Annotated in this window: 21 protein-coding genes, 4 tRNA genes and 1 other RNA gene; 11 read left to right on the forward strand and 15 right to left on the reverse strand. The window is 46.9% G+C overall.

What is annotated here, in order from left to right:
* Positions 1–9: 9 nt before the first annotated feature.
* On the reverse strand, positions 10–1,359 hold the full coding sequence (locus ACI0FF_RS12365; RefSeq protein ID WP_419797128.1) for a methyl-accepting chemotaxis protein: 1,350 nt from the start codon (positions 1,357–1,359) through the stop codon (positions 10–12).
* A 383-nt stretch (positions 1,360–1,742) separates the two neighbouring features.
* Here ACI0FF_RS12365 and ACI0FF_RS12370 point away from each other — a divergent pair, with 383 nt between their 5' ends.
* Both ACI0FF_RS12370 and argC read left to right on the forward strand, forming a co-directional pair.
* The gene (locus tag ACI0FF_RS12370; protein WP_419797129.1) at positions 1,743–2,417 is read left to right on the forward strand and encodes a substrate-binding periplasmic protein; all 675 of its coding nucleotides are present in this window, start codon (positions 1,743–1,745) and stop codon (positions 2,415–2,417) included.
* 287 nt (positions 2,418–2,704) lie between these two features.
* A complete protein-coding gene (argC, locus tag ACI0FF_RS12375) occupies positions 2,705–3,745 on the forward strand; it encodes an N-acetyl-gamma-glutamyl-phosphate reductase (RefSeq protein WP_419797130.1) in 1,041 nt (346 codons plus the stop codon).
* Between the two features lie 77 nt (positions 3,746–3,822).
* Here the strand turns inward: argC and parE are convergent, their stop codons facing one another.
* Positions 3,823–5,808: a DNA topoisomerase IV subunit B gene (parE, locus tag ACI0FF_RS12380; RefSeq protein ID WP_419799705.1), complete on the reverse strand. Its 1,986-nt coding sequence runs from the start codon at positions 5,806–5,808 to the stop codon at positions 3,823–3,825.
* 129 nt (positions 5,809–5,937) lie between these two features.
* Here parE and ACI0FF_RS12385 point away from each other — a divergent pair, with 129 nt between their 5' ends.
* Positions 5,938–6,351 carry an acyl-CoA thioesterase gene (locus tag ACI0FF_RS12385; protein ID WP_419797131.1) on the forward strand — a complete coding sequence of 138 codons (414 nt, stop codon included), beginning with the start codon at positions 5,938–5,940 and terminating at the stop codon, positions 6,349–6,351.
* Between the two features lie 66 nt (positions 6,352–6,417).
* On the opposite strand, the gene ACI0FF_RS12390 is transcribed toward ACI0FF_RS12385, so the two are convergent.
* Positions 6,418–6,603 carry a hypothetical protein gene (locus ACI0FF_RS12390; protein ID WP_419797132.1) on the reverse strand — a complete coding sequence of 62 codons (186 nt, stop codon included), beginning with the start codon at positions 6,601–6,603 and terminating at the stop codon, positions 6,418–6,420.
* A 273-nt stretch (positions 6,604–6,876) separates the two neighbouring features.
* On the opposite strand from ACI0FF_RS12390, the gene ACI0FF_RS12395 reads away from it, so the two are divergent.
* Positions 6,877–7,554, forward strand: a complete 678-nt coding sequence (locus ACI0FF_RS12395) for a DUF2270 domain-containing protein (protein WP_419797133.1) — start codon at positions 6,877–6,879, stop codon at positions 7,552–7,554.
* 25 nt (positions 7,555–7,579) lie between these two features.
* Here ACI0FF_RS12395 and ssrA read toward each other — a convergent pair.
* Positions 7,580–7,948, reverse strand: a transfer-messenger RNA (tmRNA) gene (gene ssrA / locus ACI0FF_RS12400).
* A 31-nt stretch (positions 7,949–7,979) separates the two neighbouring features.
* On the opposite strand from ssrA, the gene ACI0FF_RS12405 reads away from it, so the two are divergent.
* Positions 7,980–9,119, forward strand: a complete 1,140-nt coding sequence (locus tag ACI0FF_RS12405) for a hypothetical protein (protein ID WP_419797134.1) — start codon at positions 7,980–7,982, stop codon at positions 9,117–9,119.
* Between the two features lie 50 nt (positions 9,120–9,169).
* Here the strand turns inward: ACI0FF_RS12405 and ACI0FF_RS12410 are convergent.
* The 10 genes from ACI0FF_RS12410 to ACI0FF_RS12455 all read right to left on the reverse strand — a co-directional run bounded on the left by ACI0FF_RS12410 (position 9,170) and on the right by ACI0FF_RS12455 (position 14,841).
* Positions 9,170–9,246 (reverse strand) — tRNA-Asp (locus ACI0FF_RS12410).
* Positions 9,247–9,291: 45 nt separating this feature from the next.
* Positions 9,292–9,368 (reverse strand) — tRNA-Asp (locus ACI0FF_RS12415).
* Between the two features lie 31 nt (positions 9,369–9,399).
* Positions 9,400–9,484: transfer RNA gene (locus ACI0FF_RS12420), tRNA-Tyr, on the reverse strand.
* Positions 9,485–9,874: 390 nt separating this feature from the next.
* A tRNA-His gene (locus ACI0FF_RS12425) sits at positions 9,875–9,951 on the reverse strand.
* A gap of 77 nt (positions 9,952–10,028) precedes the next feature.
* Entirely contained in the window at positions 10,029–11,189 is a 1,161-nt protein-coding gene (locus ACI0FF_RS12430) for an aminotransferase (RefSeq protein ID WP_419799706.1), read from the reverse strand.
* Between the two features lie 87 nt (positions 11,190–11,276).
* Entirely contained in the window at positions 11,277–12,500 is a 1,224-nt protein-coding gene (locus ACI0FF_RS12435) for a hypothetical protein (RefSeq protein WP_419797135.1), read from the reverse strand.
* A 238-nt stretch (positions 12,501–12,738) separates the two neighbouring features.
* Complete coding sequence (locus tag ACI0FF_RS12440; RefSeq protein ID WP_419797136.1) at positions 12,739–13,191, reverse strand: hypothetical protein; 453 nt, start codon at positions 13,189–13,191, stop codon at positions 12,739–12,741.
* Between the two features lie 164 nt (positions 13,192–13,355).
* The gene (locus tag ACI0FF_RS12445) at positions 13,356–13,871 is read right to left on the reverse strand and encodes a KdsC family phosphatase (protein WP_419797137.1); all 516 of its coding nucleotides are present in this window, start codon (positions 13,869–13,871) and stop codon (positions 13,356–13,358) included.
* A 43-nt stretch (positions 13,872–13,914) separates the two neighbouring features.
* Entirely contained in the window at positions 13,915–14,352 is a 438-nt protein-coding gene (locus ACI0FF_RS12450) for an Rrf2 family transcriptional regulator (RefSeq protein WP_419797138.1), read from the reverse strand.
* Positions 14,353–14,364: 12 nt separating this feature from the next.
* A complete protein-coding gene (locus ACI0FF_RS12455; protein ID WP_419797139.1) occupies positions 14,365–14,841 on the reverse strand; it encodes a GNAT family N-acetyltransferase in 477 nt (158 codons plus the stop codon).
* A gap of 129 nt (positions 14,842–14,970) precedes the next feature.
* Here ACI0FF_RS12455 and ACI0FF_RS12460 point away from each other — a divergent pair, with 129 nt between their 5' ends.
* The 6 genes from ACI0FF_RS12460 (at position 14,971) to ACI0FF_RS12485 (ending at position 22,329) form a co-directional block, all read left to right on the forward strand.
* Positions 14,971–16,164, forward strand: coding sequence for an adenylate/guanylate cyclase domain-containing protein (locus tag ACI0FF_RS12460; RefSeq protein WP_419797140.1), 1,194 nt, complete (start codon positions 14,971–14,973; stop codon positions 16,162–16,164).
* A gap of 130 nt (positions 16,165–16,294) precedes the next feature.
* Positions 16,295–17,437 carry an efflux RND transporter periplasmic adaptor subunit gene (locus ACI0FF_RS12465; RefSeq protein WP_419797141.1) on the forward strand — a complete coding sequence of 381 codons (1,143 nt, stop codon included), beginning with the start codon at positions 16,295–16,297 and terminating at the stop codon, positions 17,435–17,437.
* Positions 17,438–17,440: 3 nt separating this feature from the next.
* Positions 17,441–20,587 (forward strand): efflux RND transporter permease subunit, encoded by a 3,147-nt coding sequence (locus tag ACI0FF_RS12470; RefSeq protein WP_419797142.1) that lies wholly within the window; start codon positions 17,441–17,443, stop codon positions 20,585–20,587.
* Between the two features lie 130 nt (positions 20,588–20,717).
* Complete coding sequence (locus tag ACI0FF_RS12475; RefSeq protein ID WP_419797143.1) at positions 20,718–21,338, forward strand: hypothetical protein; 621 nt, start codon at positions 20,718–20,720, stop codon at positions 21,336–21,338.
* A 176-nt stretch (positions 21,339–21,514) separates the two neighbouring features.
* Positions 21,515–21,880 carry a hypothetical protein gene (locus ACI0FF_RS12480; RefSeq protein ID WP_419797144.1) on the forward strand — a complete coding sequence of 122 codons (366 nt, stop codon included), beginning with the start codon at positions 21,515–21,517 and terminating at the stop codon, positions 21,878–21,880.
* Positions 21,881–21,927: 47 nt separating this feature from the next.
* Positions 21,928–22,329, forward strand: a complete 402-nt coding sequence (locus ACI0FF_RS12485) for a DUF1465 family protein (protein ID WP_419797145.1) — start codon at positions 21,928–21,930, stop codon at positions 22,327–22,329.
* A 3-nt stretch (positions 22,330–22,332) separates the two neighbouring features.
* Here the strand turns inward: ACI0FF_RS12485 and ACI0FF_RS12490 are convergent, their stop codons facing one another.
* Positions 22,333–23,493, reverse strand: a complete 1,161-nt coding sequence (locus ACI0FF_RS12490; RefSeq protein ID WP_419797146.1) for a M20 aminoacylase family protein — start codon at positions 23,491–23,493, stop codon at positions 22,333–22,335.
* Between the last annotated feature and the right edge of the window lie 79 nt (positions 23,494–23,572).

Raw genomic sequence — 23,572 nt, forward strand, 5'->3', positions numbered from 1 at the left:
AGTTTAATGTCATTTTCGCTGTTTCGTTAGCTCATTCAGATGAAACAGCACTTTTTCCGATGCTTGCTGGACCCCCTTGATCTCCTCTAGTGCACCATCTAAATCACCAAGCTTATATTTACGGGCCGCTTCAATACCGTGGGCATGAACTTCTATATGGGGAACTTCCATCTCTTGAAAGGACGGATGACTTTTCACATGATCATCTTCACAAGCATAATACCATCGACCCAACCGACAACAGGTGTGATCTGATAATTCATTTGGGTCCAGACTATCACGCCCGACCATCATGGCGGCCAACCGTTTTTTCCAGATAATATGGTCCGATTTTGCAAGATGCAGGGCTTTTTTCGGCAACTTCAATTTGGCGATATCCGATATTTGAGACGCAATATCTTTTTCCGCACCATCCATTGCATCCAACACCGTATGCGTCGCATTCTGCACATGTTCTGTCATGCGGGCCACTTCGGAAATACCGTATGCAATTTCATGGGCTGCCAGTTTTTGCTGCCCGACCGTTTCTGATATTTCACGACTACGTTGGGTCAACTCAGAAATTGCTTTAGCGATGCCCAACATGGACTCTTGAGAGGCATTCATAATTTCATGGCCTAATTTGACCGTTTTGTCGCTCTCACTCAATGCCTCAACAATGGCATCAATTTCATCTTGAAAATGGTTAATATTGAGCCGGATATCTTTCGTTGCCAAACGTGTACGCTCCGCCAAATTGCGAATTTCAGACGCCACAACACCAAACCCTGTCCCTGCCTCCCCGGCGCGGGCGGCTTCTGTGGCTGCATTCAAGGCCAATAAATTGGTTTGAAAAGCAATTTCAGAAATTAAATCAACCACCTGACCAATATCATGAGAAGACTCACTTAAAGCATCACTACGTTGTGCCACATTCCGCATGGCACTTTCCACTTTGGTCATTGCGTCATCGGCTTGTCCGGCTTGTTTTTCACCATTCAAGGCAATTTCTTTTACCTCTTGTGCTAATGTAAAGGTCTCAGATGCCTGGCGGGCAATCGTATCAACGGACACGGACATTTCCTCAGTTGCAGAAGCCATACCTTGGGCATGTCTATCCGTCACCGATGTTGCACGGCTCAGATTTGCTGCTGCAATAACAGCTTCGTTTAATTCCATAGAAACCGAAACAGTTTTGCGCATCTGCATCGCCGACAACCGCCCCACATCAACAGCCAGTTTTCGGATTGCCTGTCCGACACGATCTTCACCCTTTGGGATATCGAGAAACGCCCCCTGACCAATCAGTTCCAAAAGAGATAGAATTTCTTCAACACGCTCGGGCGGCAGCCAACCTTCTTTTCTTAAGTCATCCGTCACGGCGCTCTCCCTTAAAAAACAAAATCCCATTGCCTGCATAAAAGAATAATAAGTCTCAAAGCGCAAGCGCAATCATAAACACTTTCTGCCTCAGACAGGTCTTCAACCTTTATTTTTATATATTTATAAAAAAATGCACCTATCGGTTCATTCCTAGCCAAAGCAGATAAAAACACTCAAAGGAAATAAACTTGCAATAGCATACCCCAAATAATTGATTTTCTTCGTTGATATTTGGCTGCATACCCGTATTATACGCTCGCAAAAATAAGCTCGCTTTATTTTTCATGTTTTCTCTAAAGGTGCGCCAAATGTTTCTCTTTTCAATCTGGATTTTGATTGCGGCTTTTTGCACAATCGGATTGGCAGGAACATCTGAATCGATGGCAGCCCAACAAAAAATATACATCGTTGCTGAAGATTCCTCCCCTTATGAAACCTCATATCCGCTTGAAGGTGCCTACGCCCGCGATTATGATTTAGTCCGCCGGATTTTTAACGAGATCGGCTTTGAAATAGATATTGCCTTTCTACCATGGAAACGCGCATTGCGTGATATCAAAGAAGGAAGAGCTGCAGGTATCCTTTCTTGTTCAAAAACACAAGAACGCGCAAGATATATGTATTTCCGCACACCAACCAGCCATTTCACCAATGGTTTTTTCTATCTTGCCAATCGAAACTTACCAGCCCCGCAAACATTTAAGGACGTAAATAACTATGACATTGCCTCGATAGAGGGACATGCAAACATGGTAAGACTTCGCGATGCGGGACTAAACCCTTTAGTGGCAAACGATACCAAAAGTGCCCTTTTAATGTTGGAAGCCGGGCGTTTTGATTATCTTTACCTCAACCGCGAAACAACGATGGCTCATTTACGCAAAAGTGGGCTAGCTGATCGCGTATTATTTTCTCCTATTTCATCCGAAGATGTTTTTTTCTGCTTTAGTAAACAATATCCACAAGTTGAACAAATCATGGATTCATTTGAAAAAAAGCTAAACGAATTTCGTACAAAGGAAACTTTGCAAACCCTTCAGGCAAAACACAAATAACAAAAGACTGGATTTCCTGTATAAAACTGATACAAGGGATGCCTGACTTAAACAAACACAAGAGGATAAAGATCCATGCGACGATACAACCTGACAGTCTTTTGATTTTCTGAACGGGTGTATATGGACTCTTTATAAGAGGGCCCGTTCGGGTCCTTTTTTTATGTTCAGAGTATTCAGGTTCGCCCTGACGCACCTAAATACTCTTACTTATTAATGTAACGCAAATGCGTCGTCGCAGGTTGAATAAACCTGCTCGGGATTTGCTCTAAATTTCGAGAAATAACATGAACACTATCAATGCAGCTATTGTCGGAGCCAGCGGTTACACAGGTGCAGAACTGGTCCGGCTGTTGATTAACCATCCCAACGTCACTATCACAGCAATGACCGCTGACCGCAAAGCCGGGATGCGAATGGCTGATGTGTTCCCACATTTAGGCGGACTGAATTTACCCGATTTGGTGACAATGGATGATGTTGACTGGTCAAACATCGACGTTTGTTTCTGCTGTCTGCCCCATGGTACCACACAGGAATTTATCGCAAGCCTGCCGCAAAATGTACGGATTGTTGATCTGTCTGCCGATTTCCGCCTTAAAGATATCGAAGAATACAGCAAATGGTATGGCGACAAACACCGCGCACCTGAACTGCAAAAAGAAGCCGTTTATGGTCTGACCGAAATCAAACGTGATGAAATTGCAAAAGCCCGTTTGGTGGCGAACCCCGGCTGTTATCCAACATCTGCACAACTTCCCTTGATCCCATTGTTAAAACAAAAGAAAATTGGCACCCAAGGGATTATTATCGATTCAAAATCCGGTGTTACCGGGGCAGGCCGTTCCCCGAAAGAAGGATCCTTATTCTGCGAAGTGTCCGATGCCATTCATGCCTATGGGGTTGGGACACACCGTCATGGGCCGGAAATTGAACAAGGGTTGAGCGAAGCCGCAGGCGAAGAGATTTTAGTCAGCTTCACCCCGCATCTCATGCCGATGAACCGCGGTATTTTATCAACAATTTACGTGACATTGGCCGATAACGTCGGTGTAAACGATATCAGAACCAGCCTGCATGCTGCCTATGCAAACGAGCCGTTCGTCCGTGTCGTAGAAGAAGGCAACAGCCCGGCAACGCGTCATGTACGTGGGTCCAACTATTGCCTGATCGGTGTTTTTGCCGACCGGACACCAGGGCGCGCCATCATTGTCTGCGTAGAAGACAATGTTGTCAAAGGTGCCTCCGGACAAGCCGTCCAAAACATGAATGTCATGTTCGGTTTTGACGAAACAGCCGGTTTGAACCAGCAACCCATGTTCCCATAACACTCGTAAAACCCTTCAAGAAAAAGCCCCCGTACAGATGATTTGTACAGGGGCTTTTTTTGCGGTTTTCAAACTGGTTATACGTCCAACCCTTCAACAAATTTAGCGCGTTCCTGAATAAACTGAAAACGGTATTCCGGCTTTTTGCCCATCAGGCGTGTCACCAGATCTCTTGTATCTTCCGCATCTTCGCGGTCTTCTTCCGTTGGGCCCTGCGGAACAGTGACGCGCAGAAGGGTGCGCCGTTTCGGGTCCATTGTCGTTTCTTTCAATTGCGAGGGCGGCATTTCACCCAGACCTTTAAATCGGCTGATATCCACTTTCTTGCCTTTGAATTCTTTCTCCATCAACTGATCTTTTTCCAGATCATCCATTGCATAAATGCTTTTCGCCCCTGTCGCCAAACGATAGAGCGGCGGCTGGGCAAGATACAGACGACCAGCTTCAACAAGGCCGGGCATTTCCTGATAGAAGAATGTCATCAACAACGAGGCGATATGTGCACCATCCACATCCGCATCGGTCATGATAATAACTCTTTCATAGCGCAGATCGTCCAATTCAAAGGCTTCGCGCGTACCACAGCCCAACGCCTCGCCCATATCGCTGAGTTCTTTGTTGGCATGGATTTGATCGACACTGGCAGACGCGACGTTCAAGACCTTACCACGCAAGGGCAGAATCGCCTGTGTTTCACGGTTTCGCGCCTGCTTGGCTGACCCGCCCGCAGAATCCCCTTCCACAAGGAAAATTTCCGTCCCGTCAGAAACCGATCGTGTGCAATCAGCCAATTTGCCCGGCAGGCGCAAACGTTTGGTCGCTGACTGGCGTTTCATCTGCTTGGCGCTTTTTTTACGCAACCGGATTTCGGCGCGTTCAATCAGATATTCAAGCAATTGCGATCCGATTTCCGGATTACCGGCCAACCAGTGATCAAAATTATCCCGAATAGCGGTTTCCACCAGTTTAGCGGCTTCCTGTGTGCCAAGTTTTTCTTTGGTTTGCCCCTGAAATTGTGGATCACGGATAAAGGCGGACAACATAATGCATGCCCCATTGATCACGTCATCTGCCGTAATTTTAGAGGCTGCCTTGTTACTCACCAATTCACCATAGGCACGAATACCTTTAGTAATGGCATTACGAAACCCTTGTTCGTGCGTCCCACCTAACGGAGTCGGCACCGTATTACAGTAAGAATTGAAAAAGGCTTCTTCATCTTCCGGCCAGGCGATTGCCCATTCCACCTTGCCCTGTTCGTCCGGGAATTTCACATCCCCGGCAAACGGTTCATCGGTTTTGACCTCGCGGTCTTCCAAAATATTGCTTAAAAAATCAGACAAACCACCGGGGAAATGCAAGACCCCTTGCGTCGGTGTTTTATCACCATCTTTAATCAGGCTTTCATCACATTTCCAACGAATTTCCACCCCTTTAAACAAGTAGGCTTTGGAACGTGCCATTTTATAAAGCTGGCTTGGCTTAAACTGAAGGCGATTCCCAAAAATTTCAGGATCCGGATGGAAAGTAATCGTCGTTCCCCGGCGGTTATTCACCTGTCCTTCATTTTTCAATGGCCCTTGTGGGATACCACGTGAAAATTCCTGACGCCATAAAGTGCGATCACGGGCAACTTCAACAAACAAAACATCGGAAAGTGCGTTTACAACCGACATACCAACACCATGCAAACCGCCCGATGTCTGATAAGCTTTACCGGAAAACTTCCCGCCGGAGTGCAAAGTTGTCATAATAACTTCAAGGGCAGATTTATCTTTGAATTTGGGATGCGGATCAACCGGGATCCCCCGACCATTATCACGCACCGTCACATTTCCTCCGGCGTCCAGCTCCAATTCGATCCGGCTGGCATGTCCGGCAACTGCTTCATCCATAGAGTTATCGAGAATCTCAGCCACCAAATGGTGATAGGCACGTTCGTCTGTCCCGCCGATATACATACCGGGACGTTTACGAACCGGTTCCAAACCTTCCAGAACCTCAATATCCTGCGCCGTATAATCACCGCCGGTTTTCGGCGCGTCGTCTTCAAATAAATCCATAGCCAATTTAGTTGCCCACCTTATTCATAATTTGTTGGCCCGATGATAGGAAGGATGGACCTTTCGAGCAAGCATGATATTGTCTTGATCAACACTTTATATTTTCAAACATCAATTTTGGATCAAACCATGACTACATCAGACTACGGGCCCAAAGGAAAACCTGCCATTCGTACCCTTGCCATGCCGGGAGATGCCAATCCCAACGGCGATATCTTCGGCGGTTGGGTCATGTCGCAAATGGATATTGCCGGCGGTGTAACCGCTGCATGGCGCGCACAAGGACGCGTTGCAACCGTCGGCGTCGAAGCCATGTCTTTTCTGAAACCCGTCAGCGTCGGCGATGTTGTCTGTGTCTACACCGACATTGTGCGCGAAGGCAATACATCGATGGCCATTCAGATCGAACTATGGGTGTTGCGTCGCGACGGTATGGCACGTGAAAAAGTAACCGAAGGTATTTTTACATTCGTCGCCATTGATGACAATGGCAAAAAACGTGCCCTTCCCCCAATGCCCGATAATACGTTGGCGTTAAACTAACCCGGTATTTTGATCCCTCATAACCTGTTCTGATCATCAGGTTTGGGGGATCAACCGCTTAAGACTTTAACCTGCACTCAAACGATGGGGTTTTACGTTTTGCAAAAAGCGCACCGTGGCGTCCTCTAAAGACATCCACGCCGCCGCTTCCTTACGATCCGGTTGGGTCACCGACTTATGGGCAGGTTCCAAAAAATCCGGCTTCGCATAACGTTTGAGGATTCTAGCCTCACCTAATTCCTGATACGGCATTTTATTTATTCCCGTTTTGTTCTCCGTAAAACTTCACAAAATAAAAGACCACATGTAACCTGCGACAAAAATACTGCCCAAGGCCAAAAATTCTTTAGCAAAAGTTGGAACATACATTTTCTTCACTCCCTTAATGGCGACTCGTTATAGGAACATTATAAGAACATTGAAGGATTGTCAATGATGTTCTTATAATGTTCCTATAACAACGGGGTTGAATATTGCGTTTCAATAGCGCACTCTGAAAAGAAAACAACAGGGATTCCTTTCAAAATGGAACAAGAAAGCCAAGAAAAGCCAAAATTCACCAACGCCGAAATGGGTGCTTTATCACACCTTTACCGTGGTGAAATTTATCGTTCGACCACTTGGCGCACACGATTGGACAACACAACGAACTGGGCTGTCGTCACCACAGGCATTGCCTTCTCCATTACCTTCAGTGGGGTCAATTCTTCCCCTTTACCGCTGGTGCTTGTTGGTTTGCTTGTCATCGTCTTTTTGATTTTCGAGGCGCGGCGTTATCGTTATTTCAATGTCTGGCGTGCGCGTGCCCGCCATATCGAAACCGAACTGTTTGCCCCCATGTTGCGCGGCGAAGATTACGAGCGCAATGGCGACTGGAATCAAATACTTGCAAAAGATTACATGCACCCTAAACACCACATCAGCATGCTACGTGCCATAGGGCGGCGTTTACGGCGCAGTTATGCGTGGTTGCTGGCAATTCAGGCCATTGCCTACTATGGGAAGCTTACGATCCACCCTGCCCCGCTAGATCACATCGGACAACTGTTTGAACGCGCGGCCATCGGGCCGATCCACGGCGAAATTGTCGTCTTCATGCATGCCGTTTTCCATATCAGCTGGATTGCCGTTGCAATAGGAACACTTTATCACGACAAAATCTCACGGCTTAACCGCCGCTATAAAGGCGTTGGTATGGGATAAGTCATTAAATTGTCTGGGAAATGAAAGTGGGGGTCTCTGTTGCTAGGTACCCCCGAACCCCACCTACATAGACTCACCCATGCAGGAATTGAATTTGGTCAAGCGACTGCGTTACGCAGCAGCTGCAACCGGAGCCATACGATTGTCGTTGGCATTTATCAAGTTTTGCACCGATATCGGTGGTAGCTCACCGAGCGCAACACTGTATCTTTACTACCGCTGTCGATCCTATTTCGCCCCCCTCACAAACCGACCTGTTCGATCGGCTTATGGTGGAGGCGCCGGGTACCGCCCCCGGGTCCAGTCAGCTTATTCCATACACGCCTCTAGCGCCGTAGTCCGCCGCTAAGCGGACGCCCTAGATGTAAGCGGGAAAAAGCCAAACGTCAAGGGTCGTCTGGCGAACAATCAAAAAAGGAACGTGGTTGCCCCCACTGATTAACCCCTATATCCTCAATCTCGAAAATAATCCGTCTTCACAATTAAAAGAAAATATTATGGATCAAATCTCGCAGGATGACCTGAAAACGGCCCTGACCGGAAACGTCATCAACGAGCAACAATTCGCCTCCATCCTCCATATCGCACAAAAACGGCAACAGGCCCATCACACCCTTCATGGGGAAGATGAACCTTTCGCAATTTTTCTGGGGTTTTCAGAAATTTTTATTTCCATCGGCCTGTGCATTCTGTTTGCCGGGCTCGTCGGTATCCTTACCTTACTGGATAGCTTAGTCGCTGCCGGTGCCATCGTTGCAGTCCTCAGCCTGGGGTTGTCCCATTATTTCATTAAAACACGGCGCATGGTCCTGCCCAGCATTGTCAGCAGCAGCGCACTGACTCTTTCCTGTATCTTATGCCTTGTCCCGATCGCCATTGACCTTTTTTCACAAGCCGAAGGGGACGACCCCTATCTGGCCACCCTGATACTTCCCCTCGCCCCGACCTTGTGCTTGCTCGTCTGGATGTATCGTAAATACAAACTCCCCTATCTGACTTTCCTGATCGGTGTCACCGGATTAGGAATGATGTTATCCATTGCCGGGATTTTGAGTTCTTCCCAACAAGCTGCCCTCGACTTTGACAGCCTTATGGACCTGTCCGTCAATCCTATCGTTGCTGGAAGCTGGCTGCTCTTTGGTTTAATCTCTTTAGGCTTCGGGCTTTATTTCGATTGCCGCGACCCCTATCGGGTTGGTAATCCATCCAAATCTGCTTTTTGGCTGCATCTTCTGTCCGGTCCATCCTTACTCAACGTCATCGCCCTGAACATCTATTACGAAGGGGACACGACTTCTTATATTTTGACGACCTTATTGCTCTGTCTGTTCGTGATCATCGCCCTGATTATTGATCGCCGTTCTTTTATCTCGGCAGGTATTATCTGTATGAGCTTCGTTGTCAGTTGGGCGACGAAAAACTTGGGCATGGATGCAGACTATATCAGCCTCTTTGTCCTTGGCCTGATTATTACCGCGCTTGCGACATGGTGGCATAAATGGCGCAGTGCATTGATGAATGCCTTGCCCAACTTCCCTTACAAGGAAAAACTTCCGCCCTATTAAGCTTAAGAAGAAACAACAAAAAAGCCCGTCCAAAAGGACGGGCTTTTTAATGGCGAGAGTGACGGGACTCGAACCCGCGGCCTTCGGCGTGACAGGCCGACGCTCTAACCAACTGAGCTACACCCCCACAAAAGGGATACTCTCTCTATATACACCAAGTGAAACGCGAAAGTGGCGAGAGTGACGGGACTCGAACCCGCGGCCTTCGGCGTGACAGGCCGACGCTCTAACCAACTGAGCTACACCCCCTCACGTTCACTTATAACAAAGCGTAGAAGAGTGGTGGAGGGAGTTGGATTCGAACCAACGTAGGCGTAGCCAGCGGATTTACAGTCCGCCCCTTTTAGCCGCTCAGGCATCCCTCCAGGGACCCTTTGTCACACACGCTTTGCTGTGGTGTGGGCGGGGTTATAACAGTGCCCCCACAGGCATGCAACAGGATTTTTCATTTTTTTTACACATTCTTGATTTTTCGACTCTTTTCCTCGCTTTTGTCCCTTGTTTCTCTGCCTTGTGATCAGAGAAAAACGACTAAACTCTCCTCTCATATATCAATGCAAACTCTAACGATTCATATAATACGCCTACAAAAAATTGAAGATTGCCTAAAAACAGAAGAATCATAGAACAAGTTAATCTACAATTTTTGTATCACACAAATTTTTTGGAACCATTGGTCATATATAAAAACACGAAACTCGGGCAAATAAAAACCCCCACCGGACGTAACCGTCACAGTGGGGGTTTTTCGTGTATGGGGCGACTGATGGGACTTGAACCCACGACCCCCGGTACCACAAACCGGTGCTCTAACCAACTGAGCTACAATCGCCATTGAGGTGGGCGCTTATGTACGCCAGCACGCTCTGATCGTCAATAACTTTTCGACCCAAAAAGTAAAAAAAACTGTCACACGAAAAATTTACGCAAACGATCGATTGCTTCGTTCAAGAGTGACGGTTGTTTACAGAAACAGAAACGAACAAAATTACGTGGTCCGTCTTCCTGATAGAAAGCGCCTGTCGGCACCGCTGTAACCCCGGCTTGCGTCGTAATATATCGGCAAAATTCAGCATCATCACCTTCAAACCCGAAAGGAGAAAAATCAACCGTCAGAAAATAAGTTCCCTGACTGTCCAACACGTTAAAGCCGACATCGCGTAACCCTGTTGCCAGTAAATCGCGTTGTGACTGCATGCCGGCTGTAAAATCACGATAATATTCATCTGGAAAGTCCAGCCCCGCGGCTACCGCTTTTTGCAAGTTGGGCGCAACCGTGAACGTAACAAACTGGTGCGCTTTGGCAATGGCTTTCATCAGATGCGGGGATGCCGTGATATAGCCAATTTTCCAGCCTGTCAGAGAAAAGGTTTTACCCGCAGACCCAATACGCGCACATCTGTCGCGCATCCCCGGTAACGTCATTAAAGGGTGATGTTGGTGGTCATCAAAAACCAGATGTTCATAGACCTCATCACAGACAACATACGCATCATGTTTTTGTACAAGCGCGGCTAAGAACGATAACTCATCTTTGGTAAACACTTTGCCGGACGGATTCATCGGGGAATTTAAAACCAATAATTTGGTTTTATCGCTAAATGCTTTTTCCAATTCTTCACGCGGCAATTCCCAATGGGGTGGTTCAACCCGCACCAATTTCGGGATGGCGCCGATATGGCGGATGATCGGCAAATAAGAATCATAAAGCGGTTCGATTAAAACCACTTCATCACCCGGGTTCAACAACCCCATAAAACAATCACATAAGGCTTCTGTCGCCCCGGACGTAACCATTACTTCGGTTTGCCAATCGACATCCAGATCGTAAAACCGCTTGTTATGGCGTGCGACAGCCTGACGCAGTTCCGGTAATCCCATCAGGGGAGGATACTGGTTTGGCCCCGCTATCAACGCATCGGCTGCAATACGACGGATTTCTTCAGGCCCATCCACATCAGGAAAGCCCTGCCCCAAATTGATGCTGTTATGTTCCAACGCCAATGCCGAAGTCACTTCAAAAATTGTCGTCCCATAACCGGAGAGAATTTCGTTGACCGTTTTTTTCATTGTATCGTCAGCCACTTTTTATACTTCCTTAAACGCCTAAATATAATTGGACTGACTGTAACCTGAGATACAGGACATTGTCACCCTTTATGGATTTGACAGGAAATCAATTTTTGAAAAAACCTTATCGACATCAAAACCAATGGTCAGCATCCCATCCAATTGCGATGTTTTTTCATTTGTAATCGGTAAGGATACCTGCACCTGAAAAGCGTGCGCGGAATGATCAAATAAAATCTGTGACATATATGACGCCTGCCCACTGGATAAGGCCATGAAGGCATGCTCATCTCCTTGCCAGTAATCGCTGGTGGGCGCATTCATGGCAATATTGTAGCCCTCTTTATCCGTCGAAAAAATCTCATTGATCCCTTGATGGCTCTCAACAATTTTGCGCAGAAACTCAGACCCTTTATTGGCAAGAATATCGCTCATAAGTTCCGTTTGCCTGTCATGCGCCATCGCCTCCTTCCAGTCTGCATCTGCCTGACGAAGTGTTTTCTTGCGGATACGACGCCCCTGCAGTGTTTTCTCAACAGATCCGATATCGATTTGATATTGCATCAAAATGGACTGCGCCATATCCAAAAGCTGTTGACGCTCCGATTGTGTTGCAGCGCGTGTATCGCGTGCACACGTTGCCAAAGCTTTGTTAAACTGTGAAATAAAATCTGGATTATTCTTGATAAACGTCTTAGAAAAATAAGCAACCAAGGGCACATAGCGGACAAAGATCGACTCGAGATCATCCTCATCAAGTCCGACGGCACGGCTGGCGTTCAAAAAAACGTCCTCATCCGACAACGCCGCAGAAACCCGCCCCTTTGCCAACAGTTTTGCCAAGGATTTCACGTTTGGAATCGTCGCCGGCAAGTGCAATCCATGCCGTTTAAGCCAGACTTCTTCATTTGCACCCAAAACAGCCCCAATTTGATCAAGTGGCAATAAGTCCGAGGTCTGAGAATTTTTTAAACGAAAAACTTTCCAACGTTCCAGCGCCAAAGGTTCTGTCGGGATTGACGTTTCATCAAGGTCTGCATCCGGTATACTCAGAAAAAAACCGTCAATGCGATTTTGCTTTATCAGTTCGCGATTACGTTTGCGCGGAGCAATGGCAATAACATAGGGCCGTTTTAGCCGATCAAAAACACATTGTACCATTTGCGGCGTACGCCCACGCAATACAGATGAATCCATCACCTGATAAGGCGGTTGTAAATGTGTTTGCAACATAACAGGTGTCGGTTCATTTGCATGTACCATCGTTACGAACAACACAATAACCGCCAAGATTGGGACAATCCGCTGCAAAAAAATCTCCCGTCAGTCGTTTTTTGATCTTAAAATAGTACTTAAAGTCAACAGAAATTACAAAGACATTAATTTTATAAATAAGAAACCCTAGATTGATAATCCAGCCATAAATAGGGGCTTATATTGACAAAGCCCCTAAGCTGTCATTGCGCATTTGACGCAAGATGACCGTTTCTGATTTGCGAGTTATCCAAAGCACTTCGTCAGCCGTATGCAAAGGCGTAAGTCTTTACTTCTATTGGTCTCGTTGAGAATCCATTTGCGCCAGCAGACGGCGCTTATCTGAAATGCTGTCTTCAACGCTGCGTAACTTGGAATATGAAACGCTTTGTGTCAGGCCTAAATGTTCCGCAAGCTCTAACAAAAGCTCCCGTTCGGCGCGATCTGTTTGTGCAGCTTCGATGCTTTCAATCATCGCCAGAATACTGTTCTTGCTTTTGTAAAAAGCTTCTTCATCTGTCAGATTGCGCACCGTCTGAACCACACGCACAACATCACCATCCACCACGATAATATCATCGCTGCGTGTTTGGTCTGGGCCGACTTCTGCCTTTGTGATTAAAACAGGATACCAGCCGAACGTGCGTAAAGTTTGAACAGAGGCGTTTTCCAGACTATCCCCCAGATCCAAATCTGACGGCGTTTCCTGAATACGGATAAGTCTGCCATCTTCAACATATGCAAACATGGGGGCATCCTATTATTCGTTATCTATCTGAATTTAAGACTACCCCTAAAAACTAAATTTGTAAAATCTAATAATACTTTGGAGGTAAACATACCGATATAAAAAGATAAAAAACCGTATCCCTTTCAGAATACGGTTTAATTTTAGAATCATGAGCCAATTTTTCAGCTATTCAATTCAATCAATAAATCACAAATTTCACGAACAGCACCCTGCCCGCCGTTTTTCTGTGTAATATACAGCGTCTTTTCTTTAACAGCCTCAACCGCATCGGCAACCGTAATTGGGGTGCCGATTTTTTCCATAATCGGAATATCGTTCAAATCATCCCCCATATGGGCAACATTATCCAAACTGATGGACAGCTCGTCACATATCTTTTGCAAAATTTCGATTTTGTTTTTTGCCCCGGTATAAACATGGCTTAGCCCAAGGCGTTTCCCACGTTCCTGAATGGCGTTTGTTGTACTCGCACTGATGATACAAAGCTCAACGCCGGCTTCGCGCGCTTTTTTCATGCCCATGCCGTCTTTGACATTGAACTTGCGTAACTCGTCACCGGTTTCCGTATAATAAAGCCCGCCATCGGTTAAAATACCGTCCACATCCAGACTGAGGAGCTTTACGGATTTAAGTTGTTGTTTGAAATCCGCAAATGAAAGCTTATCACGTGCTGTCATGGCCTGATCCTGTCTTTAAAAATGGAATATCTGAATATAAGGCTTAAACGTTTTCCTGATCGCGTTCCACACGTTCCGTGCGCCAACGCATGGTTTTTAACAGGGTGCCGATTGTAATAGATCCCAGTGTCGCAATGGCAATTTCATCAATTTCGCGCAACACCAGATTAAGCGCATTGCCGATATCCGTATCGGCTTGTGAATCACGGGCACGTTCATTTTCGCTGACATCTTCAAACAAGTGAATAACGTCAAACAAGGTTGTGCGTTTCAGATTGCCGGCAAAACGGTACCCTCCCCCGGCGCCGCGTACAGATTCCACCAGACCAGCGCGACCAAGATCACGCAAAACCTTGGCCAAATGGTTTGCCGAAATATTATATTTGTCCGCAATGTCCGTAGCCGAAAGCTGGACATCAGGATCACGTGCCAATTCAAGAACGGCATATAGCGCGCAATAAGTTGCTTTTTGGAGTTTCATTTCAGCTTACCTTCAGTCCAGCGGCATTTCCAATTCGATGTAAGGACCACCCATCATCCCCTGACTTCTAAAGAAGCTGAGGTTCAGGTTATCCTTACGGTGCAACATGGTGCGGGCCTGCCCGACACCGGCCTTGCGAAACTGTTCGCAGACCGTTTCAAACAATCGCGTTCCCACTTGCTTCAGGCGCATCTCCGGGTTCACCCCAATGGTATAAACCCAGCCACAAGGTTCAGACCCAAATTCCCACGCACGCACTTCACCAATAATAAAGCCTGCAAAAATACTGTCGATTTCACAGACATAGAAAAAACCCTCGTTGGAATCGCCATAACGATGATAGGTCTCTTCCCAATAATCTGGTTTATGCTGGCCTGTGTTATAGGCATGCAAATCAGTTACGGCGGGTAAATCCTTCTCATCCGCATCCCGAATAATGAAGGTCACGCCATCAACGTTCAATTTTTTATGGAACTCTTGCTTAACCATGTTCCGCCTGCGCCTTTGCCAGCTATAAATTTATATACAGGAAATAAAATACGCATTTCGGTACCACTTTGTAAAGACAACGTTAAAAAAACCTCGCAAAAACTTTCGCAGAAGCGTATTTTTCCTTTTATGACAATAGATAAAACAGCCATAGACGGTATCAAGGCCTACATCATAGAACGGGCACTTCTCAGCCCTGTTACCCCGGAAGTCTTTCGCGCCAGTTGCGAACGCCTGCTTAAGGCTGGCCTCCCTGTCTTGCGCATCAATATGTCATGGGGGACATTACATCCCACCATTGGTGCCTTATCGCTGCGCTGGTGGAAAGGCCAGGAATTTGACGACATCACCCGCTATATGCATCAAGACGGAGAGAGTGACGAATGGCTCAACAGTCCGGGGTATTATGCTGTTCACAATCAAATCCCTGAATTTGACGTTTTTATAAACGATGAAATCGCACACCCTGCATTCCCTATTTTTGATGAATTCAAAGAGGCTGGCGGCACACATTATTTCTTGCGTCTCATCCGTTTTTCCGAACCTTCACAATTCGCTTTCGATCTGGATGGTATGATCTTGTCCTTTCTCAGCGATGCACCAAACGGATTTAGCATCGAAGAAATGGATATTCTGCGCGATGTCGGCGATTATATCGCCCTCGCACTGAAAATTGCCTTACGCGAACGCATTACATTAAACACCCTCAGTGCCTATTTGGGTGAAAATGCCGCCCATCAAGTTCTTAGCGGCTCCATTAAACTGGGGGATGGTAATAACATCAATGCCGTGATCTGGTATAGCGATCTGCGCAATTCAACAGTTTTGGGCGATCAATTATCCGGCCCAGAACTGTTGGCCACTTTAAACAGCTACTTTGCCTGCACCGCCGGTGCTGTCAGCGACCATGGCGGAGAAGTTCTCAGGTTTGTCGGAGATGCCGTATTAGCGATATTTCCTATCAATAATAATGATATAAAAGAAGCTTGTGCCAAGGCGACAGCCGCCGCCAAAGATTCCCTTGCACGACTGGATTATGTCAATACTCAGCGCGCACAAGACGAACAGCTTTCCTTTGGGCTGGGTTTACATATCGGGGAAGTCATGTTTGGCAATATAGGCATTCCCGAACGGCTTGATTTTTCCGTAACCGGACCTGCTGCAAATGAAGTGGCCCGCATTGAAAACATGACAAAAGAAATCGGTGAAAGCGTTCTGGCTTCGCAATCTTTTGCCCGCCATCAACCTGAACAATGGCGCGCCATTGGCCCCCGCCCTTTGCGTGGTGTCGGACGTCCCGTAAACTTATTCACCCTTAAATAATTGGGATTATGTGAGAGAGTTCACAGAAATATTGTGGAAATAAGCGTAGTCGATAGTAGACAAAAAAATTCTTTAACTTAAAACACTTATAATTTTACAATTTATCGCTGAATATTTCTGGGGCACGACAATGAAATTTCTGTTGAACAAATCCACGATGATCGCCATTGGCATCGCCGTTGCCGTTTCTATCTGGCTGATATCCGGCCTATTCACTGAAAAAGAACAAGTCGCAGCCACAAGTGTTGTTCAAACACATTCAAAAAATAGCGTCAACGTGCTGGTTTCAACACAGGAAGCCCATGATCACGCGGATATCCTCTCGCTTTATGGACAAACAGAAGCCAACCGAGAAGTCGAACTGAAAGCCCAGACAAAGGGACGTATTTCAGAACTTCTCATCGAAAAAGGCACCTTCGTCACCAAAGGCGATGTCATTGCCCGTATTGCGATGGATGATCGCAAGTATAAGCTTGAAGGCGCACGTGCCGCCGTTCGCTTTCGTGAACTGGAATATGATGCCTCCAGAAAGCTATCCCAGAAAAGCTTTCGTTCACAAACAAAACTGGCTGAGTCCAAGTCGCTGTTAAACAGCGCGCGTGCCGACCTAGAAAACATTCGCCTTGATATTGAACATACCGAAATTAAAGCCCCGTTTGACGGATACCTTGAAAATACCAGCATCGAAGTCGGTGATTTTGTTGATAGCGGAGATCCAATTGCAAAAATTGTCGATCTTTCCCCAATTGTTGTCAGCGCAGCCATCCCAGAATATTCCATTTCAAAAATTAAAGACGGCCAAGCCGCACGCGCTGTCTTAAATGATGGACGTACATTGGAAGGCATCGTGCGATTTATTGCGGCAACCAGCAATAGCTCCACACGTACCTACCGCGTGGAAATGGAAGCCCCAAATGATGCACAAGAACTGATCAACGTCGGTATCACAGCAAAATTACAATTAAGCATCGGACGCCAACACGCCTTTCAAGTCAGCCCTGCGATTTTAACCCTGTCAGACGAAGGGATCATCGGTATAAAAACAGTCGATGATGCCAATAAGGTTGTTTTCCATCCGGTAAAATTACTGGAAGACACACCCGAAGGTATCTGGATTACCGGCCTGCCCCAAACCGCCCGCATCATCACACGCGGTCAGGAATATGTCAGCGTCGGGCAAGAAGTCATCACAACGCAAGCCGGTGACGAACAAAAGACAGATACGTCCGAACAACCATCAGCACCAGCAATCGCCAAGGTACAGGAACAATAAATCATGAAAAATGCGATCGAAGCCGCACTGGGCCATTCGCGCACAGTTTTGATGATTTTGGCCTTGGTCCTGATTACCGGATCAATCGCCTATGTCAATATTCCCAAAGAATCTGACCCCGATATCAATATTCCAATCATTTATGTTGTCGCCACACATGACGGAATTTCCCCGGAAGATGCCGAACGATTGATCCTGCGTCCGCTGGAACAGGAACTACGCACCATCGAAGGTGTTAAAGAAATGCGCTCCACCGGTTATGAAGGCGGCGGCAACGTCACCTTGGAATTTGAAGCTGGTTTCGATGCAGATAAAGCATTGGATGACGTGCGCGACAAGGTTGACCTGGCAAAACCTGAATTACCCGATGAAACTGACGAACCAACAGTACATGAAGTCAACTTCAGTCTTTTCCCGGTTTTGGTGGTGACAATTGCAGGTGAAGTACCGGAACGTTCGCTGGTTAAACTGGCCCGTGACCTGCAAGATGAAATCGAGTCCATCCCCAGTGTTTTAGAAGCAGAAATTGCCGGGGACCGCGAAGAAATGGTCGAGATCATTATCGACCCGGCAAAAGTTGAAATGTACGGCCTGACCCCATCAGCCGCCATGAATATGGTTTCATCCTCAAACCAATTGGTCGCAGCGGGTTCTCAGGACACTGGCCTTGGGCGTTTTTCCGTCAAGGTACCGGGCCTTTATGAAACCGTTCACGATATTCAATCCCAACCTCTTTTAGTGGATGGGGATAGCGTGGTCACACTTGGGGACATTGCCGATATTCGCCGGACATTTAAAGACCCAAGCAGTTTTGCCCGTGTGAATGGTAAGCCCGCCATTGCCTTGGAAATTTCCAAACGAACCGGCGAAAACATCATTGAAACCATCGAAAAAGTCCGTGAAATTGTTGCTTCAGAACAGGCGAGATGGCCGCAATCCTTACGCGACAATATTGACGTTTCCTATTCACAAGACCGATCCAACCAAATCCGCACCATGTTGGCCGATTTGCAAAATAACGTCCTCAGCGCCATTGTTTTGGTGATGGTCGTTGTTGTTGCCGCCCTAGGCCTGCGCACCGCCGGACTTGTTGGCATGGCAATCCCCGGCTCGTTCCTTGCCGGGATCCTTGTCATCAGCGGGTTGGACATGACCATGAATATCGTTGTTCTGTTCAGCCTTATTTTGGCGGTCGGCATGCTGGTTGACGGCGCTGTTGTAGTCACGGAATATGCGGATCGAAAAATGATTGAAGGCTATCATCGGCGCAAGGCCTATGGTTTGGCGGCACAACGTATGGCTTGGCCGATTACAGCCTCAACAGCAACCACACTTGCGGCATTCTTGCCCCTTTTGTTTTGGCCCGGTGTTGTCGGGGAATTTATGAAATTCCTGCCCATTACCTTGATTGCGACACTGGCAGCCTCCCTGTTCATGGCATTGATTTTCGTGCCAACACTGGGGGCTTTATTTGGTAAACCGTCTCAAGCTGTACCGGAACTGAGTGAGATTACCCCCGAACACGATGTCGATCTTAGCAAACTACATGGCATTACAGGAACTTACGTTAAAACCCTGCAAACCTCATTGCACCACCCCATCAAGGTTATTGTCGGGGCTGTTGCCGTTCTGGTTCTGGTTCAGGTCGTCTATGGCGCATTCGGGAAAGGGGTAGAATTCTTCCCTGAAGTCGAACCGGAAAATGCAAAAGTCAATGTGCGTGCGCGCGGCAACCTGTCCGTCTGGGAACAAAAAGACATTCTAGAAAAAGTCGAAGCCCGTATCTTACCCATGACGGAATTCAAAACCGTTTACACACGTATCGGCAAAGAACAAAACAGTGAAGAAGCCGAAGATATTATCGGTTCTGTCTCCCTTGAATTCAAAGACTGGCAGGAACGCCGCCCGGCAAACCAGATTTTGGCTGAGATTGCCGAACGGACCAAAGATATTGCCGGTATTGAAATCGATTTCCGCAAACAAGAAGAAGGGCCACCGACAGGCAAGCCCATCAACGTCCAGCTATCATCACGTAAAACCGATTTATTGCCCGATGCCATTGCCCGTATTCGAAACGGTCTGGAAAATATGGACGGCATGATGAACTTTGAAGATTCACGCCCTCTGCCCGGTATTGATTGGGAACTTAAAGTCGATCGATCACAAGCTGCCAAATTCGGTGCAGATATTGGCCTTGTTGGCAACTTCATCCAAATGACAACCACAGGTCTGAAATTGGGAGAATATCGCCCCGATGATACCGATGACGAAGTCGAAATCCGTGCACGCTTCCCAAAAGAAGACCGCACCATCGATCGCCTGAACGATATTCGGATCAACTCATCACTGGGCACCGTCCCTATTTCGAACTTTGTCACCCGTACCGCAGAACAACGTATCGGCAATGTCAACCGTGTCGATGGCTTCCGCGTTATGGCAGTCAAGGCAGACGTCCTGCCTAGTGTCAACGTCGATGCAAAATTAAAAGAGGTCAAAGCCTGGATTGCCCAACAAAATTTCGATCCCGCCATTAAAATCGATTATAAAGGTGAAGACGAAGAACAACGTAAAGCTCAGGAATTCTTAGGCAACGCCTTCGGTGTCGCCCTGTTCATCATGGCAATCATTCTTGTGACCCAGTTCAACAGTTTTTACAGTGCCTTTTTAATCCTGTCGGCTGTTATCATGTCCACTATTGGTGTCTTTATCGGCCTTTTGGTGACCGGACAACCATTCGGGATCGTTATGGGTGGGATCGGTGTCATTGCCTTGGCCGGTATTGTGGTGAACAACAATATTGTTCTCATTGACACCTTTGATCGCCTAAAACATGAAATGGGCAGTACTTTTGACGCCATTGTACTGACAGGGGCACAACGCATGCGGCCTGTTTTGTTGACAACCGTGACAACCATGCTGGGTCTGTTGCCTATGGTGATGCAACTCAATATCGATTTTATAAATCGCGACATCACACAAGGGGCACCTTCAACGCAATGGTGGTCACAACTGGCAACCGCAATTGTATTTGGTCTTGGGTTTGCGACGATTTTGACCTTGGTCGTCACCCCCTGTGCATTGATGCTGCGGTCGAACTTTCAAGACTGGCGCGAAACTCGTCGCCAGGCCCGCGAACAAGCGGACAGTTAATATTAAAGATATCTCGCACACTCTGTATCTCTAAAAATGAGACAGAGTGTGCGCACAATCATACCCCTTTCGTATTAATCCCTTTAGACTGTTAACTGTAAGGTGAAATTTAAACGAAAAGATAAGTCAAATGCGCCGCCCCCAACGCAGAAAACCCCGTTCAGAAAACCCGCTGAAACATATCGTACGAATATTTTTCTTTCTGGCACTGATCGTGTTGGTCCTTGGCGGGTTCGTCTATACAGTCCTGATAAAGGAACAACCACAAGAAGCCGACATACCGGCAAATTCCAAATATGCCCCCATTTTCGCAGAAGACCTTGGACAAACCCCGGAAGCCTTAAAAGCCAAATATCCGGATTTACTTTTGCGGACCAATCGGCTGGGCGTTTTGACCGGAAAACACGTTATGCGCGGGGCGCAATACACCATCTGGTTTGTTAAAAATCCTAATGAATACAAGGCCTTTCGCCTACAAGCCCAAAAAACATATCCGCATTTGAGCGAACCCGAAATCGCACAGGATTTCGCCAAACTTTACAGTCGCCCCGTTGATAGTACATGCAGTGGAAAAAGTGCCTATGCTGAAAACAAATGTCACTATAAATGGTGGATCCGTAAAAATGTGACACTGGACCTTTATAGCCGTTTTTTAAAGAATGACCGGGTTGAACTGAGTGCAATTTCAACAGACACCTATTTAACGTCAAAGCATTTCGATGCTGTAAAATCCGTACTTCCCACAGAGTAGCCAGTAAATAACTGTCAGTAGAAATTTGATGTTTCCTTCATCAATTTTCAAAACCACCTCTAATACCAACGATAAAAAAGGCCTGTTTTCTCTAACTCTTATGCACATTTGATAAGTTCAAAAGAACCGCTACCTTAGAACTTAGATGCAATATCAGTTAAAGGGAGGCCCCCTCCATGAATTCCGACCTGTCTTTTGTGATTGCCCTCGACGGCGCCCCTTATCCCGTTCAATTCGAAGCAGAAGTGCTGGATGAATTTCAACGCGACCATGTCGCCAGTATGGACCTGCAACTGCGTCAATTCGCCGATGAACAATTCGGTCCGACCTTTTATCTCGATCACCAAAACCGTCTTGGCATTGTCGCCCAACTTATTCGCGATGCCATGAAAGAAGAGAACGGCATTCTCATTGCAAAGTATGTCTTATGGATGGCGTCACATTATCCAGAAATTTCTGGAATTCGTATTCATGAAGACACATATGAATTTACAGCGAAGATTTTTGACGAAACAGTGCCGGAAGGTTGCTCCGTTCATTAGCGATTGCCAACCTTCGCGCGCCTGCCATAGATACGCGAAGGAAACCAATGGTGAAAGTTGGCAACTCCCCGTTCTGGCTGGACCAGACATTTGATGAAACCATGAGCTTGCTGGAGGAGGCGAAATATTACCATTCCTACCGCTTCCCCAAGCAAGTTACCCATTTAAACCCGTGTCAACGTCTTGAACTGACACGAGAATCTTTACGTATAACGTCCCGGCTTTCTCATATGATTTCATGGTTAATGCATGAAAAAGCCATTCTCAACGACGAAATTACCCGGCATGAATATCTGGAAAGTAACATCGCCTTGGCAGACGAAAGCATCTGTACCAGCACCTGCGAAGAAACCTTGGAAGATTGCCCAAAACGCTTACAAAGTCTGATGGATCGCAGCCTCTCCCTTTTTATCCGTGCTTCTCGCTTGGAAAAAATGCTGCGTCATTAAATTTTACGCTTTCAAGACACCTTCAACCAGATTAATCCAATAACTAGCCCCTACGTGCAGCATACGGTCATTAAAATCAAAACCCGGATTATGCAGTAAACAGCCACCCGGCGTGCCCCCTGTACCCAGCCAGACATAACAGCCCGGTTTTGCTTCCAACATATAAGAAAAATCTTCGGCTCCCATGCTGGGTATCGGATTTAAATCTACCTTTTCTTCGCCAACTGTTTGGGCCGCAACACGGGCACACATTTCACTTTGTTGCACATCATTAACCGTTGCCGGATACCCTTTGGCGTAAGTCAATTCAAAGGTTGCCCCATGTGCTTCGCAAATCCCTTTCACAATCCGGCGGATGCCCTTTTCCAGAATTTGGCGAACTTCGGGCGTAAAAGAGCGGATGGTCCCGCGCAATTGCACGTCATTGGGGATCACATTCCATGTATGCCCGGCATGAATTTGCGTCACAGATACTACGCCTGCGTCTTGCGGGTTTAATACGCGTGATGTCAAACTTTGTAAGGCAAGAACAATTTCACTGGCGACCACAACCGGGTCCAGCCCCAAATGCGGCATTGCCCCATGACATCCTTTCCCAATAATTCGAATATCCATTGTATCGCATGCCGCCATCAATGGTCCGGCTTTCACCGCCATTGTACCAGCCTCCATTTCCGGCCAGTTATGCATGCCATAAACAGCATCCGCCGGAAATAGATCAAACAACCCCTCTTCAACCATCACACGCCCGCCGCCTTCGTTTTCCTCGGCAGGTTGAAAAACAAAATGGACCGTGCCATTAAAATCGCGATTCTCGCATAAATAAGCAGCGGCGCCCAATAACATTGCCATATGCCCATCGTGACCACAGCCATGCATTTTCCCTTCATGGCGGGAGCTATGCGGCATATTGGAACATTCTGTCATATCCAGTGCATCCATATCCGCACGTAGCGCAATTGCAGGGCCGTCCCCATTTGTCAGGCTGGCCACAAGGCCTGTTTTTGCCAACCCGCTGTGAACCTTCAGTCCGAAAGATTCCAATTGTGTTTTCACATAATCGGCAGTTTGCACCTCTTCAAAAGCGGTTTCGGGATGCGCATGCAAATGATGACGCCATTGAACCATTTTAGAAACCAATGGATGATCTTGTGAAATTTTCATTAAACAGTCCTAATGGATTGAAGTTGTATGTGTTTAAGCCTATATTATGTTGCAATGCAAAACACAATATGTCGGCCTT

It is taken from the genome of Terasakiella sp. 4MB5A, assembly GCF_050058155.1.
GTDB lineage: Bacteria > Pseudomonadota > Alphaproteobacteria > Rhodospirillales > Terasakiellaceae > Terasakiella > Terasakiella halodenitrificans.

Coding starts and splice junctions, on each gene's coding strand:
- parE (WP_419799705.1), bottom strand. CDS start 5,808: ATGGATTTATTTGAAGACGACGCGCCGAAAACCGGCGGTGATTATACG.
- ACI0FF_RS12470 (WP_419797142.1), top strand. CDS start 17,441: ATGAAAAATGCGATCGAAGCCGCACTGGGCCATTCGCGCACAGTTTTG.
- ACI0FF_RS12460 (WP_419797140.1), top strand. CDS start 14,971: ATGACAATAGATAAAACAGCCATAGACGGTATCAAGGCCTACATCATA.
- argC (WP_419797130.1), top strand. CDS start 2,705: ATGAACACTATCAATGCAGCTATTGTCGGAGCCAGCGGTTACACAGGT.
- ACI0FF_RS12385 (WP_419797131.1), top strand. CDS start 5,938: ATGACTACATCAGACTACGGGCCCAAAGGAAAACCTGCCATTCGTACC.
- ACI0FF_RS12450 (WP_419797138.1), bottom strand. CDS start 14,352: ATGAAACTCCAAAAAGCAACTTATTGCGCGCTATATGCCGTTCTTGAA.
- ACI0FF_RS12455 (WP_419797139.1), bottom strand. CDS start 14,841: ATGGTTAAGCAAGAGTTCCATAAAAAATTGAACGTTGATGGCGTGACC.
- ACI0FF_RS12395 (WP_419797133.1), top strand. CDS start 6,877: ATGGAACAAGAAAGCCAAGAAAAGCCAAAATTCACCAACGCCGAAATG.
- ACI0FF_RS12390 (WP_419797132.1), bottom strand. CDS start 6,603: ATGCCGTATCAGGAATTAGGTGAGGCTAGAATCCTCAAACGTTATGCG.
- ACI0FF_RS12445 (WP_419797137.1), bottom strand. CDS start 13,871: ATGACAGCACGTGATAAGCTTTCATTTGCGGATTTCAAACAACAACTT.
- ACI0FF_RS12490 (WP_419797146.1), bottom strand. CDS start 23,493: ATGAAAATTTCACAAGATCATCCATTGGTTTCTAAAATGGTTCAATGG.
- ACI0FF_RS12475 (WP_419797143.1), top strand. CDS start 20,718: ATGCGCCGCCCCCAACGCAGAAAACCCCGTTCAGAAAACCCGCTGAAA.
- ACI0FF_RS12480 (WP_419797144.1), top strand. CDS start 21,515: ATGAATTCCGACCTGTCTTTTGTGATTGCCCTCGACGGCGCCCCTTAT.
- ACI0FF_RS12465 (WP_419797141.1), top strand. CDS start 16,295: ATGAAATTTCTGTTGAACAAATCCACGATGATCGCCATTGGCATCGCC.
- ACI0FF_RS12440 (WP_419797136.1), bottom strand. CDS start 13,191: ATGTTTGCATATGTTGAAGATGGCAGACTTATCCGTATTCAGGAAACG.
- ACI0FF_RS12485 (WP_419797145.1), top strand. CDS start 21,928: ATGGTGAAAGTTGGCAACTCCCCGTTCTGGCTGGACCAGACATTTGAT.
- ACI0FF_RS12370 (WP_419797129.1), top strand. CDS start 1,743: ATGGCAGCCCAACAAAAAATATACATCGTTGCTGAAGATTCCTCCCCT.
- ACI0FF_RS12430 (WP_419799706.1), bottom strand. CDS start 11,189: ATGAAAAAAACGGTCAACGAAATTCTCTCCGGTTATGGGACGACAATT.